12 protein-coding genes are annotated in these 14,585 nt (G+C 62.8%); 8 read left to right on the forward strand and 4 right to left on the reverse strand.

Annotation, left to right across the window (positions count from 1 at the left end; all coding sequences use genetic code 11):
- Positions 1 to 22: 22 nt before the first annotated feature.
- Positions 23 to 847, reverse strand: a complete 825-nt coding sequence (locus BPET_RS22645) for a TauD/TfdA dioxygenase family protein (RefSeq protein ID WP_012251292.1) — start codon at positions 845 to 847, stop codon at positions 23 to 25.
- Positions 848 to 977: 130 nt separating this feature from the next.
- Here BPET_RS22645 and BPET_RS22650 point away from each other — a divergent pair, with 130 nt between their 5' ends.
- The 8 genes from BPET_RS22650 (at position 978) to BPET_RS22680 (ending at position 11,227) form a co-directional block, all read left to right on the forward strand.
- The gene (locus tag BPET_RS22650) at positions 978 to 1,901 is read left to right on the forward strand and encodes a LysR family transcriptional regulator (RefSeq protein WP_012251293.1); all 924 of its coding nucleotides are present in this window, start codon (positions 978 to 980) and stop codon (positions 1,899 to 1,901) included.
- Between the two features lie 63 nt (positions 1,902 to 1,964).
- Positions 1,965 to 3,215: a kynureninase gene (gene kynU / locus BPET_RS22655; protein WP_012251294.1), complete on the forward strand. Its 1,251-nt coding sequence runs from the start codon at positions 1,965 to 1,967 to the stop codon at positions 3,213 to 3,215.
- 171 nt (positions 3,216 to 3,386) lie between these two features.
- On the forward strand, positions 3,387 to 3,947 hold the full coding sequence (locus BPET_RS22660) for a fimbrial protein (RefSeq protein WP_012251295.1): 561 nt from the start codon (positions 3,387 to 3,389) through the stop codon (positions 3,945 to 3,947).
- Positions 3,948 to 4,126: 179 nt separating this feature from the next.
- Positions 4,127 to 4,672, forward strand: a complete 546-nt coding sequence (locus BPET_RS22665) for a fimbrial protein (protein WP_012251296.1) — start codon at positions 4,127 to 4,129, stop codon at positions 4,670 to 4,672.
- Between the two features lie 130 nt (positions 4,673 to 4,802).
- A complete protein-coding gene (locus BPET_RS22670) occupies positions 4,803 to 5,555 on the forward strand; it encodes a fimbria/pilus periplasmic chaperone (protein ID WP_012251297.1) in 753 nt (250 codons plus the stop codon).
- Positions 5,556 to 5,583: 28 nt separating this feature from the next.
- The gene (locus tag BPET_RS22675) at positions 5,584 to 8,163 is read left to right on the forward strand and encodes a fimbria/pilus outer membrane usher protein (protein ID WP_012251298.1); all 2,580 of its coding nucleotides are present in this window, start codon (positions 5,584 to 5,586) and stop codon (positions 8,161 to 8,163) included.
- A gap of 548 nt (positions 8,164 to 8,711) precedes the next feature.
- Positions 8,712 to 9,323, forward strand: a complete 612-nt coding sequence (locus tag BPET_RS27595) for a fimbrial protein (RefSeq protein WP_407921193.1) — start codon at positions 8,712 to 8,714, stop codon at positions 9,321 to 9,323.
- Between the two features lie 191 nt (positions 9,324 to 9,514).
- Positions 9,515 to 11,227, forward strand: coding sequence for an ATP-binding protein (locus BPET_RS22680; RefSeq protein ID WP_050978286.1), 1,713 nt, complete (start codon positions 9,515 to 9,517; stop codon positions 11,225 to 11,227).
- Here the strand turns inward: BPET_RS22680 and BPET_RS25610 are convergent.
- The 3 genes from BPET_RS25610 to BPET_RS22695 are packed head-to-tail and all read right to left on the reverse strand — an operon-like array spanning position 11,224 to position 14,453.
- Complete coding sequence (locus BPET_RS25610; protein ID WP_050978287.1) at positions 11,224 to 11,892, reverse strand: Hpt domain-containing protein; 669 nt, start codon at positions 11,890 to 11,892, stop codon at positions 11,224 to 11,226. The two genes, BPET_RS22680 and BPET_RS25610, sit on opposite strands and share 4 nt — an antisense overlap.
- A gap of 46 nt (positions 11,893 to 11,938) precedes the next feature.
- Entirely contained in the window at positions 11,939 to 12,565 is a 627-nt protein-coding gene (locus BPET_RS22690; RefSeq protein ID WP_012251302.1) for a response regulator transcription factor, read from the reverse strand.
- 4 nt (positions 12,566 to 12,569) lie between these two features.
- Complete coding sequence (locus tag BPET_RS22695; protein WP_081483036.1) at positions 12,570 to 14,453, reverse strand: ATP-binding protein; 1,884 nt, start codon at positions 14,451 to 14,453, stop codon at positions 12,570 to 12,572.
- Positions 14,454 to 14,585: the final 132 nt, after the last annotated feature.

The raw sequence follows: 14,585 nt of genomic DNA on the forward strand, positions 1-14,585 counted from the left end.
GCCGGCCGCGCGGCGGCCCGTATCAGGCCGGGACAGTGCCCTGGATAGTGATGCGGTGCATCTCGCGGCGCTGCCCAGGGTAGTCGTTGATGGCGTAGTGCATGGTGCAACGGTTGTCCCAGAACGCCATAGAACCCTTGCGCCACCGGAACCGGCAGGTGTTTTCGGGCTTGGCGCTGTGCTGGTACAGGAACTGCAGCAGCGGCAGGCTTTCCTCGCGCGTCATGTTCTCGAACGAATACGTGAACGGATGATTCACGAACAGGCACTTGCGCCCGGTTTCTTCATGGGTGCGCACCACCGGGTGCACGCTGGTAATCGAGCCCACGTCTTCGCGCAGCTTGGTCGACCGCGTGCTGTTGCGGTACTTCGAATTGGCCGACAAAAAGTCGTTGGTATGCACCGCGCGCAGGTTCGCCAGCTTGGCCTTCATGCCGTCCGACAGCGTGTCGTAGGCGCGATACATATTGGCCCACAGAGTGTCGCCGCCGGTTTCAGGCACCTGGCGCCCGTACAGAATCGAGCCCAGCGGGGGCGTCGGGTGATAGGTTTCGTCGGTATGCCAGGTGTCGCCGATAATGTCCTGATCGGTAGGCTCTTTCACCACCGGCATGATCTCGGGATACTCATCCAGCGTGCGGTACACCGGCGTAGTGCTGATCACGCCGAAGCGCCGCGCGAAAGCGATGTGCTGCTCCGGGGTCAGGGTCTGGTCGCGAAAGAAAATCACCTGGTGGTCCAGCAGGGCCTGCCGGATCGCGGCAACGTCGGCGTCTGGCAGATCGCGCGACAAATCAATGCCCAGCAACTCGGCGCCGATCACGCCGGTAAGCTTGCGTACTTCCATCCTTCTCTCCTGGATCCGTAGGCGGATCTTGTTTTGGGTGAATCTGATCTTGGCAAAGCCCAGTTTATTGACGCTGATTATTCATGTCTAATATAGTTTTGATGGCTGATTAATAGGCATAAGTAGAATAATGATCGACCTGAAAAGACTGCGCTATTTCGTGGCGGTGGCCGAAGAAGCCCACTTTGGCCGCGCCGCCAACCGGCTGGGCATAAGCCAGCCACCGCTTAGCGAACATATCCAGGCACTAGAAACCAGCCTGAACGCCAAGCTGCTGTTTCGCACCACGCGCTCGGTCAGCCTTACCGTCGAAGGCGAAGCCCTGCTCAAGCACGCGCGCGCCATCCTGCATGACACCGACCGCTGCCAGGAAATCGTCAACGCATCACGCCAGCAGAACATCGAGTCGCTGACGTTGGGCATTCTGCATGCCCATACCTATACCTTTTTGCCGGGCCTATTGCGAAGCTACTTCGCGCGCCATCCGGCGTATCGCGTTCATCTGGTCGAATATTCCACCACCGAGCAAGTCGGCAAACTGCTCGAAGGCGTGATCGACATCGGCCTGGTGCGCGAGCCTATCTACCATCCGTCGCTGCGCACACAGCGGCTGTTCTCGGAACGCTACGCGGTGGCGGTGCCCGACACCTGGGACATTGCCCGCAAGAAAACCCTGTCGGTGCGGGACCTGGGCGGGCGCAGCATAATCGGCTACCCCAGCCACGACCATCGGCGCAGCACGCAAAGCCTGTTCCGCGATTTCTTCCACCAGTACGCCGTCAACCCCTCGGACCGCTTCGAGGTCAAGACCATGCACGCCGCGCTGGCGCTGGTTGCCGCGGGCTGCGGGTTCGCGCCCGTGCCCCGCTCGCAGATGGTGCTGCAGCTGGCGGGGGTGGCATACCGGCCGTTTCGCGAGCCGTCGCCCGAATTGTCGGTGGGCCTGGCCTGGCGCGAGGACAAGGCCTCGCCGCTGGTGGCCGAGTTCGTCCAGCTGTGCCAGACGCATTTCGCCCAGCCGCCACGGCGTGGCCGCGCGCGGGCGTCGTCTTAAAGTGACCGTCTTGCGGTTACCGTCTTGAAGTTACATTCGCCGCAACAAGGAGCCCCCACAAAAATGCATACCCGCGCAGACTGCCTGCAGGCCGACCGGCAAGATCCCCTGGCGCCGCTGAAGCAACTATTCGACTTGCCGCCCGACGTCATTTACCTGGACGGCAATTCGCTGGGCGTGCTGCCCAAGACCGCGGCCGCGCGCGCCGCGCAGGTAATCGGGCAGGAATGGGGCAATGGCCTGATCCGCAGCTGGAACACAGCGGGCTGGTTCGAGCTGCCCGCGCGGCTGGGCGATAAGCTGGGGCAGCTTATTGGCGCCGGCCAGGGCCAGGTGGTGGTTACCGACACCACCTCGCTGAACCTGTTCAAGGCGCTGGCGGCCGCTCTGCGCATCCAGCAACAGGCTGCGCCGCAACGCCGGGTGATCGTGTCCGAGCGCGACAACTTCCCCACCGACCTGTACATGATCCAGGGCATGATCGACCTGCTGCAGCAAGGCTACGAACTGCGCCTGATCGACGACAACCTGCCCCTTGAACAGGCGCTGGACGATTCCACTGCCGCACTGCTGTTATCGCACGTCAACTATCGCACCGGCGCCATGTACGACATGGCCGCGGTCACCGCGCAGGCCCATGCCCGGGGCGCGCTGGCCATCTGGGACCTGGCCCACGCCGCTGGCGCAGTGCCGGTGGACGTTACCGGGGCCAACGCCGACTTCGCGGTGGGCTGCACGTACAAATACCTGAACGCCGGCCCCGGCGCGCCGGCCTACATCTGGGTAGCGCCGCGCCACACTGACCGGTTCTGGCAGCCCCTGTCGGGCTGGTGGGGCCACCAGCGCCCCTTCGACATGACCGCAACCTACGAGCCGGCCGGCGGCATCCGCCGCTACCTGTGCGGCACGCAGCCCATTGTGTCGCTGTCGTTGGTGGAGTGCGGGCTGGACGTCAGTCTGGCCGCCGACATGAACGAAGTGCGCAAGAAATCCCTGGCGCTGGGCGACCTGTTCATCGAACTGACGGAAAACCGCTGCGCCGGCCATCCGCTGACGCTGGTCACGCCGCGCGAACATGCTCGGCGCGGCAGCCACGTCAGCATCCGGCATCCGCACGGGTATGCGGTCATGCAGGCGCTGATCGCACGCGGCGTCATCGGTGACTACCGCGAACCCGAAGTGCTGCGCTTCGGCCTCACGCCGCTATACCTGGGTTACGCCGACGTATGGGATGCGGTTGACGTATTGAAAGACGTGCTGGACAGCGAAGTGTGGAAGCAGCCGCAATTTTCGCAACGGGGCGCGGTAACCTGACGCACGACGTAATCATCGGCTACGCCTATAGAAGAACAGGAAAATTCCCCAGCCTGTTGTGGAATTTTCCTACCAATCGGCAACGAGGCGCCGAGCATTATCGGCAAGCATGCAAACAGATCTTCCTGCCATCTGGCAGGGGCATGCCATTCCATCGCCACGGAGCCGATCATGAAAACACCCCGCACTGCCTGTCTCGTCGCGAGCATCGCCTTGCTGGCCAATACGCCCTCGGCCTGGGCGCAGGGCGGAAATGTCACATTCACGGGCGCCGTCGTCGCCGAAAGCTGTGAAATCGGGGGCGGCCACCCTGCCGTGGCGCGCAGCCTGTCGCCGCGTTTCACGGTAGACCTGCCCGCCATCGGCACTGATACGCTAACCACACATGGCCAGACCGCGGGCTGGTCGCCGTTCGCCATAACCTTGCGGCACTGTGGCAACAGATACGCCTTGGTGCGCACCCATTTCGAGCCCGGCGCCTTCGTAGACATGGCCACCGGCCGCCTCAGCCCAGACAGCCATAGTTCCGCCGGCAACGTGCAAATCGCCCTGCGCGAACTGGGCAGAACCCGGCACATTCTTATCGGCGCGCCACCCGGCAGCCAGGGCAGCACCCCCGTTGTGCTGCAAGGCCATGCCACCCAGGTATACGAGGCCGGTTACTACGCCCTGGGCCAGGTGTCGCCAGGCACTGTGCACACCAGCGTGGAATACAACCTGGTCTACCAGTAGCCGCGCCGCGCCGGCGCAACTTGCAGTGTCTGATGCTGACAAGAACTTTCCCCTACGTCTGTCAGATTTTTCCTCAACCCTGCAAGCCCCCTCATCTCTAGACTCCGTCTTGCTGCGATCGGCTTACGAAGTTCCGGCAGTTCGCCAGCCTTTCAACTTTCTTGTTAACGGAGTCAATCATGAAACTCTCTCGTATTGCCGGCCTGCTTGCGGGCGCTGGAATCCTGGCCGCGGCGCATGTCGCAGCCGCCGCCGACGGCACCATTACCTTCACCGGGCAGATCCTGGCCACTTCCTGCACCATCAATGTCAATGGAAAGGGCAACGCAAACGATACCGTCGCCCTGCCCCAGGTCAACATCAGTGCACTGGCAACGACGGCAGCCACGGCAGGCTGGACGCCGTTCGAAATCAAGCTAACGGGTTGCCAGGGGCCTCTCGTTTCCGCCATGGCGAATTTCGAGCCGGGTCCCAACGTCACTCCCCAGGGGCGGCTGAAGAACATCGCTACGGTTCTTCCCGCATCGGCCGTCGATATCGCGCTGCGGCAGGCCGGTAGCACGAACAACATCGTCGTCGGCAGCGCTGCCAGCACCCAAAGCACGCCGGTTTCGTTCAACACCGGGGCAGCCACCCTCCAGTACGAAGCCGGCTACTACGCAACGGCTCCGGCCACGGCGGGCGCCGTCGAATCCAACGTCACCTACTCCATCGTCTACCAATAAGCCCACCAGGCTTACGGTGTCTACGGGCGCCTTACCGGGCGCCCCATTCTCCAGCCGTCCGTATCCCGGCACGGCTGCCAACAGCCTGGCCTGCAACCCGCGGCCCTGGCATGCACTACCAGGAACTCTCATGCGTCTGCACCGCTATCTGTACGCCGCCTTTTCCACCGCCGCGCTAGCCTTCGCTATCGCGCCGGCCATCTCGCATGCTTCCATCGTTATCGGCGCCACGCGCATCATCTACGACGCGGCGGGCGGCGAACAAACCGTTCGGCTTACCAATAAAGGCGAGTCGCCCAGCCTGGTACAAACCTGGCTGGATACCGGCGCCGTACAAGCCGAACGCGGCACGCTGGAAGTGCCCTTTGTGGTGTCTCCCCCTATGTCACGCGTAGATCCTGGCAAAAGCCAGACGCTGCGCATCATCCATTCCGGCGAACCCATGCCGCAAGACCGCGAAAGCGTCTTCTGGCTGAATGTGCTGGATGTCCCCGCCCGGCCCGCCGCCAACAGCGAAAACTTTCTGCAATTCTCGTTTCGCTCGCGCATCAAGCTGTTCTTCCGGCCTGCCGGCTTGGCCGGCACGGCAGCGCAAGCGCCTGCTCAGCTGACCTGGCAACTGGCCACCAAAGACAGCCAGCCAATACTGCAGGTAAGCAACCCCACGCCTTATCACGTCAGCTTTGCCGCGGTGGAACTCGCCACCGGCGGGCAGACCCTGGCCGTGCAAGAGCCCGGCATGCTGGCGCCGTTCGAAACGCGCGCCCTGACATTGCCCCGCGCGGCCACGGCATCGTCCGGCACGCGGGTGCGCTACCAGTTCGTCAACGACTACGGCGGCATCACCGAAGAAGAAGCCGCGCTGCAAGGGCCCTCGCGCTAGCGCCGCGGCTCGCTTAAGGAAACGCATCATGCTGGCTTCCCGCTCTCATCTGCCGCCCCTGCGCTATGCATGCGGCCTGGTCTCGGCGCTGTTCGCCTGCGGCATCGGGGCTTCAGTGGCGGCGGAAGCGTCGTCCGCCCAGGTGGCCGAAGTGCAGTTCAACACCGACATGCTGCGCGGCTTTGGCGACGCCCCGGTGGACATCAGCCGCTTCAACCGGGGCAATTTCGCCGCACCCGGCGACTACACGGTACCGATCGTCGTCAACGACAGGCGGGTAGGGCGCGGCACGGTACGCTTGCGCCAGCTCGCCGGCGAAGCTTATCCACAGCCCTGCGTAGATACCGATTTACTGACGACGGCTGGCGTCAACGTGCAGCGGCTGGACGACGCCGCGCAAGCGCAGTTGCAAGAAAATTCCTGTGTGCGGCTGCCCGGCCTTATTCCCGACGCTCGCGCCGAGTTCGACAACGGCGAACAACACCTGTACCTGAGCATTCCGCAAATCTGGCTGAACCGCAGCGCACGCGGCTATGTCGACCCCGACCACTGGAACGAAGGCATCACGGCCGGCATGCTGCGCTACAACGCCAACGTATACCGCTACAACAGCCGGCACGGCAGCGCGTCCACGCAAGGCTACCTGGGCCTGGACAGCGGCTTCAACGTTGGCGCGTGGCGGTTCCGCCATCGCGGCAATCTGAGCTATCAAGAAAATCTGGGTACGCATTATGAAAGCATCCAAACCTCCGTGCAGCGCTCACTGGCGCCCATCAAAAGCCAGTTGACCGCCGGCGAATTCTTTACCGAAGGAGACGTGCTGGAAAGCTTGAACTTGCGCGGCGTGCGCCTGTCCAGCGATGACCGCATGTACCCGGAGTCGCTGCGCGGCTATGCGCCTACGGTACACGGCATTGCCAACAGCAACGCCCGCGTCAGCATTCGCCAGAACGGCATCGTCATCTACGAAACCACGGTAGCGCCCGGCGAATTCCAGATCGACGACCTGTACCCCACCGGCTACGGCGGCGACCTGGAAGTCGTGGTAACCGAAGCCGACGGCAGCGTGCATATTTCGCGCGTGCCGTTCTCGGCCCCCATCAACGCACTGCGGGCTGGCGCCACACGCTACAGCCTGGCCGCCGGGCAATACCGTAACACCATGGGCGGCGAAACCCCGTATGTATTTCAAGGCACGGTGCGCCACGGGTTCAACAACCTGGTGACCGGCTATGGCGGAATCACCGCGTCCGAACATTATTTGGCGGGCGAAGTCGGCGCCGCGCTGAACACGTCATGGGGCGCCTTCAGCCTGGACGCCACCTATGCCCGCGCCCGTCTGCGCAACCAGCCCGACCGCCGCGGCCAAAGCTACGGCCTGAGCTATTCGCGGCTGTACGAGCCCACCGCTACCAGCGTCACCCTGGCTGCCTACCGCTATTCCACCGATGGCTTTCTTAACCTGGCCGATACCGTGGCCCTGCGTTCGGCCGACTCTCTTTACGCGTTGCCCCGAGGCTACGGCAGCGCAAAAGGGCGGCTTCAGGTCATGCTGAACCAACCCCTGGGCGAGCGCTGGGGGTCGTTGTATTTGTCGGGCTATAGCCAGAACTACTGGGGCCACAGCGGCCGCGACACCGAATACCAGGCGGGCTACAGCAACTCGTTCAAACGGGTGAACTACAACATCAGCGCCTCGCGGCAGTACAGCGCGTACTCGGGCAAGTGGGAAAACACCTACATGCTGAACTTCAGCCTGCCGCTGGGCAGCGGCGCCAACGCGCCGCGGTCCAATACCACCATCCAGCGCAACAACCGTACCCGCAGCACGTTCATATATGAAACCGTCAACGGCAGCCTGGGCGGTTCTGACAGCCCGTTGTACTACGGCGTCAGCGCCAGCCACTCGCGGCACGGCGGCCAAGGCGCCAATAGCAATAACGTCAGCGCCAATGCTTCCTGGACCTCGCCCCTGGCGCAATTGGGCGCCAGCGCCAGCCGCTCTAGCAACAGCAGCCAGGCCAGCGCCAGCATTTCGGGCGCGGCCGTGGCATGGGGCGGCGGGGTCGCGCTGACGCCATCGCTGGGCGACACCTTCGCCATCGTCGACGCCCAGGGCGCGGCAGGGGCCCGCATCGCCAACATGGGCGGGCTGCGCGTCAATTCGCGCGGCTACGGGGTGGTGTCGAACCTGACTCCCTTCGCGCAAAACACCATCGAAGTCGATCCCAATGGCCTGCCGCTGAACGTGCAGTTCAAATCCACCATCCAGCACGTGGCGCCCACGGCCGGCGCCATCGTGCCGGTGAAGTTCGAGGTCGAGGCCGGCGGGCAGGCGGCGGTTATCCGTGCGCGCCAGGCAGATGGCCAGGCGTTGCCCTTCGGCGCCCAGGCGCTGGACGGCAACGGCAATCAGGTCGGCACCGTGGCCCAGGGCAGCCGCATCATCGCCAGCAGCCTGAAAGACACCAAGGGCCGCATCACCATCAAATGGGGCGCCACGGCCGCGCAGCAATGCACCGTGGACTACGCCCTTCCCGAAGCAGCCGGAAAGGCTGACCAACCATTTCACCTGTTGCAGGGCACGTGCGTGCCCACGGGACTCTGAATATGAATATCACTCAGTACTTCCGCTTGGCTATGCGCGCCATCCTCGCTGTTGACCACCAACGTCCTCGACCGCTATTCCAGCGAATTATGTATAAGCTGAGTGCGGGAGGGCTGGTGCTAGCAGGCGTGGCGATGATGCCTACGTCGATCGTCTTCGCCTCCACCCTAACCTGCACCATGTCTACTGCCGGTTCTGGTAGCTTCAAGCCAGAGGATAGGTACATATCTAATATCAGCTCCGCGGCGCTCAAGACTCCTCCAAATCCACCTCTGTACACGGTCCTCCACACCTCTACCATTTACCGCGTGTTAATAAATCGCAGGGTAATGTGCACCGGCGAAAAAGATGCTTCTTTATACTCCAGACTTGAGCTTTCGCTACTACCACCGTGGAAGGCATTGCCAGGAGGCATAGTAACTATTCCTGGAATGAGTGTTGGCTATCGTTTTGTCGGAGCCACAACAGTGACGGAATCAACTATGTTCCTACCGTCGTTCCCCAACGCGTTTAACTATACGTACGGTGACAATTTCCACAACAACGTTATGCCTAGTAGTCAAACGGTCGAACTTATCGCCTTAGGGCCTATCTCATACGACACAATTTCCCCCTCACACCGTCCCATTGGCTACGTAAGGACCAGTTCGAACGCCATCGCGGACGGGGACGCCTACTACGCACTCAACTACGCCCGTATCATCGTAGCAGAAGAACCGCCAAACATTCAGCTGCACACCTGCAAAGTACCGGGCTATACTGTCGTCGATCTGGGTTCGCACCACTTCAACGGCTCCACACCGGGGGTTACCTCGCCAACAGTGAATTTTACTATTCAACTGATAGACTGCCCTACTGGCGTGCCCATAAGAATGGGCTGGAAACCTTCCGTTCCCTCTGCCCCGACCATTCCGGCTCCGTACACTAATAGCATAATGGCACTTGACAGCACTTCTACTGCCACTGGAGTCGGCATTCAGCTCCTAGGGGAGGAAGGTGCGGAAGCCATAATAGCGGATGGCACGGGGTATACGATGGTAACGACCCAATCCCAACCCACTCAGCCTCTGAAACTAAGCGCCCGTTATATGCAGGTAGCGCCGAATGTTACCCCTGGTTCCGCCAAAACGTCGGGCACATTTACGATTACCTATCCATAAAACAAAAACTCTGCGCGCCCACGCGCAGGGCGTTCAGAAATTTCCGACGCATTTCGCGAAAATTCTGCATTTATGACGCTGTAGTAGCGCGTAGTCTTGCGACTATGGCACGTCGCAAGAACTTTCCCCTGGCGCTAACCCTTGCAGGCTCGACCTTGAGCTTTGTCGGGATCGCTTTTGTTTGCATATCCGTGGCAACCGCCACGGACGATCAGCTGGCGGCCATGCTGGCCGCACAGCCGTGGCGCGGGTTCCTGGCCTGGTCTTCCTTGCTGGCGTTGGCGGCGGGCACGCTGGCGGTTGGCGCCGCCCTGCTTCTGGTGGGCCGCATGCACCGCCAACGGCGCATCTTACGCACTATGAGAAGCCTGCTGCACACGTACATGACGATGCTCGACGCCATTCCCATGCCCATCTACTTGCGCAACAGCAAGCTGGAACTGACGGCATGCAATAGGGCATATGCGCACCTTTGCGGCCAGCCTCGCAGTGCCTTGAATCTTGCATCGGTTGAAGCCACCTTGCGCGCCATGGGCGCAAATACTCTGGATGCCCGCGAACTAGAACGCCAATATCGTCTTACCATGAACAGCGCCACCCCGGCCATTGAAGACCGCACCGTACGGCTGCGCTCGGGCACGGCTACGCTGCAGCACTGGACATCGCCATTGCGCGGCGGAGGCGGCAAGGTTATTGGGGTGATCGGCGGCTGGTTCGACGTTACCGAACGGCACCGCGCCCTGGCCGAGCTGGCCGGGGCGCGCGACCGCGCCGAAGCCGCGTATCGCGCCAAGTCCACCTTCCTGGCATCCATCAGCCATGATATTCGCACACCCATGAACGCCATCATGGGCATGCTGGAGCTCACGCTGTTGCAAGACTCGCTGGCGGCCGCCGCAAGGCAGCAACTGGAAATGGCCCTGCAATCGGCGCGCTCGCTGCTGGCGTTAATAGATGATCTGCTCGATTTATCAAAAATGGAAGCCGGCAAGCTCGACTTGCGGCCATCCATCGTGTCGTTGCGCGATATTGCGGCCGAGGTTTCTGGTGTGTTTTCACCCATGGCCCACAGCAAAGGCGTGGCGCTGGATGTCGACATCATGCCCATGGTTGCCGACCATCATTTGGTTGACCCGCTGCGGCTGAAGCAGATTCTGAACAACCTGCTTTCCAATGCGATACGCTTCACGGAACAGGGCAGCATTCAAATTCAGATACGCGCGACAAGCATCCGCGACGCACACCAATGGGTGCAGTTTGCCGTCAGCGATACCGGCATTGGCATCGAACCCGCCGTATTGCCCACGTTGTTCGACCCGTTCGTGCAAGCCGGGGCGTCGGCCACGGTTGGCGGGGCCGGGTTGGGGCTGTCCATTTGCAAGCGGCTGGTCGACATCATGGGCGGGTATATACGCATTAGCAGCAAGCGGAATCAAGGCACCCGCGTGGTGGTTCGCCTGCGGTTTCCCGTAAAAGCGCTGCCTCAGCTTTCGCCAGGCGGCCAGGCCAATGCACCCGAGCCGCAAGCGCCGATATTGGTTGTGGACGACCATGCGGCCAACCGTACGTTGCTTAAGCACCAGCTGCAAAAGCTTGGTCATGCCGTCGTCTGCGCCGAGAATGGTCTGCAGGCGCTGGAAGCCGTCGGCAGGCAGGTTTTCAAGCTGGCGATCTGCGACTGCGCCATGCCCAGGATGAACGGCATGGAGTTCGTGCGCGCATTGCGGGCAGGCCCCGAACCCAATGCCCGCATGCCGGTCTTGGGTTATACGGCGGGTGCGCAAGATAACTACGCCCAGCAAGCCATCGACGCCGGCATGGACGCCGTGCTGTTCAAGCCGGCAGGGTTGGCGGAATTGCAAGCGGCGCTGCGGGCACACTTGCCACAGCCCGTATTGTCTTAACCAACCAGCGCAGCCAACGTCTGCGACAAGCGCTGCACAGCGGGCACGTACAGGCTGGCCAGCGCCGCTACTGTGTCGCCTTGCTCATGCTGGGCCAGCAATTCAATGCGCTGGCTGAGCGCTACCAGCGCGGGCGCGCCCACCAGATGTGCCGTGCCCTTGATGCGATGCGCGCAAGCGCGGGCGTCGGGCCAGCGGCGCGCGGCGCAGGCCTGGCGGAAGTCGCGCAAGTCAGACTGATTGGTGTCGAGCAAACTGGCGACGAGTTCCGTCACCACCGACGGATCGTCGTCCACCAAGGCGCCAAGCTGCTGCGCCAGCGCCGCTTTATCTGGAATCGGCGCCGCATAGCCGGCGCCCGTCAACGCAACGGCCATGGCGCCTTCGTCGGCCGGATCGGATAAATGCCGACGCACGGACGGCGCACCAGCCGGCGCGGCGCCACAGGTAAGGACGATGGCGCCCGCCAACCCTGCCCGGCTCAGTTGGTCGGCATCGGGAGCGGCCTCGCCTACCGATAGCTCGATGATAACGACAGCGTGGTCGACATCGGCGAAAGGCGCGGCCGCCGGCCAGGCAGCTTCGCGCACGGCCATGCCGAACCCGCGCAAGATATCGGCCGGGCCGCGCCCGGCGGCGCGATCGTGATGCGTAGACAGGATCAAGGCATGGTGCATGGCGGTAAGTGTGTAGGCGGGAAGGCACACGGGCTTAGCGCACGATTTGGTGCCTGCGCGCGAAGTCGACCAGTTCTACCAACGAACCCACACCCAATTTGGCCATGAGGCGGGTTTTGTAAGTGCTGACGGTTTTGTTGCTGATGAACAGCGCGTCGCCGATGTCTTTATTGGACATGCCGCGCACCAGCATCTGCATGACGATGATTTCTTTGTCGGACAGCCGCTCGATTTTATTGGCGGCGTCGGCATCGCTGCTTGGAACCGGGCGATGGGCAACATCGGGAAAAACACTGTAGCCCGCCAGCACGGTTTCGATGGCGCGCACGATTTCAGGTAGTTCCTGCACCTTGCTGATGTAGCCTTGCGCGCCAGCCGCCTTGACCCGCGGCGCGAAAACGACGGGATCTTGCGCGGAAATGACCAGAATGCGGATGTCGGGCTTGATAAGCTTGATGCGGGGAATGGCCTCAAGGCCGTTGATCTTGGGCAGATCGATGTCCAGAATGACGAGGCCGGGCTCGTGCTGGCGCACGGCCTGCACGGCGTCCTGGCCGTTGCCGGCCTCGATGATCTGCGACACGCCCAGCATCTGGGACAGTTGCTGCCTGAGTATCAGCCGCAACGAAGGATGGTCGTCGACGATGAGTACGCTGGTCACGGGTTCAGTTGATCCATTTATTGATGCATTTTTGCAGGTCGATGAAAGCGACGGGCTTGGCAAGGTAGTCGTCCATGCCGCTGGCGCGGCAGCGCTGCATCTGCTGAGTGCTGCAGTCGGCCGTCACGCCCACGATGGGCAGGCGCGGCCGCTGCGCTTGCGCTTCTTGCTGGCGCACGCGCCGCGCAAGTTCGCAGCCGTCGATGCCGGGCATCTGGCAGTCGGTAAACAGCATGGCGTAGTCGTGCTGGCGCAGGGCTTCGAGCGCCTGTTCGGCGTCGGCCACGGTGTCGCAGTTCAGGCCGGCCCGAAGCATCAGTTGGCGCAGGATGATGCGGTAAGGTTCGTGGTCGTCCACGGCCAGGACGCGTGCGGTTTGGGCGCCAGAAGCGGGGCGGGCGGCGAGCCGAGCCGCCTGGTCGGCGCCGGCGTCGGGGCCGCTATCGATGTCTGAGTTGACGCTCGCATCGGCGCTGGCGCTGGCGCTGGCGCTGGCATCGATAGTGCCGGTAATCGCGTTGACGGTGGCGGAAGCGTGCGCCACGGGTAGCGGCAAGCTCACCTGGAAAGCGCTGCCTTGCCCTGGCGCGCTGTGCAGCAGGCGTATGGAGCCGCCCAGCAGGCCGGCCAGCCTGTGGCAGATGGCCAGCCCCAGGCCGCTGCCGCCGTATCGCCGCGCGGTGGAAATATCGGCCTGGGTAAACGCCTGGAACAGCTGACTGTGTACCGACTCGGGAATACCGACGCCTGTGTCAGCGACCGTAAGCGCGATGTGCTGCACTTCGGGCAAAGCGGACGCCCGCGCATCGGCGCGCGCAGTCATATCTAGCGCACAATCTTGCCCTTCATGTTGCCCGTCATCTTGGGCGCCGGTGCGCGGCGCGGCTTCGAGACAGGCGCTGACGTGGATGCCGCCCTGCTCGGTGAACTTGACGGCGTTGCCCACCAGGTTCAGAACGATTTGCTGAATGCGGGTGGGATCGCCCATTAACGTGTGGGCCACACCCGGCGCGACGTCGAGCGTCAGCGCGATGCCTTTGCGCCGCGCCAGCAGTTCGAATACGCGCAGCACCTGACCCAGTACGTCGCGCAGATCGAAGGGCACGGCCTCGGCTTCTGCATAGCCGGATTCGAGGCGCGAGAAATCGAGAATGTCGCCGATGATCTCCATCAGCAGGCGGGCGGCGTCGTCGGCAAGCTGGTAGTGCTGGCGCTGCCCGGTTTGCAGGCCGGTTTCACGCATGAGGTCGAGCGCCCCGATGATGGTGGCCAGCGGCGTGCGAATTTCGTGGCTCATGGCCGCCAGGAAGCGGGCCTTTGCTTCGGCGCTGGCTTCGGCATCGTGCTTGGCCTGGGCCAGGATTCGCGCCTGTTCATGCTCGGGCGTGGTGTCGGCCCAGTAGCCGGCCCAGATCACGGATTGGTCGGGCCGGCGGTCGGGCACGCCTGTGCCCAGGCGCACCCAGGCCGATCCGCCTGAGCGCCGCACTTGGAGATCGACACGAATGGGGCGCGATTCGGCCAGCGACCGGGCGATGGACTGTTCAAGCGTGGCGCGGTCGGCATCGGGCAGACGGCGCAGCCAGTTGTTGGCATCGGCGGTGATGTGTTCGGCTGGGCAGCCGATAAAGCGCTCGGTGCGGCCCATTACATGGAAGAAGCTGCGCTGCCCGCGGGTGTCCTGGCGCAGGAGGAACAGCGCGACCCGGCCGGTGTCGGTGATGCTTTCGATGGCGCGGCGGGTGTATTGCTCGCGCGACTGCAGGGTGTCGCGTTCGGACCGCAGATGGTGGCGATCGAGAAACAAAAAAGCCACCGTACCCATTGCAATGGGTGCAAAGAGCAGCAGGGCGGCAACCCAGGCCGCTTCGGGATGAGTGGCTGACATGGAAGGCTCGACCCGATGGAAATGATCCCACGGCGGATAGGGTACATCCGGACGGGCGCCAGGCAAACCATTTCTTGGAAGTTCAGGAGTAAAGCGCAAGCAGGAAAAGCCGGACGGGTTACCGCGCTGGCG

The sequence above is a fragment of the Bordetella petrii genome, from assembly GCF_000067205.1.
Taxonomy (GTDB): domain Bacteria; phylum Pseudomonadota; class Gammaproteobacteria; order Burkholderiales; family Burkholderiaceae_B; genus Bordetella_A; species Bordetella_A petrii.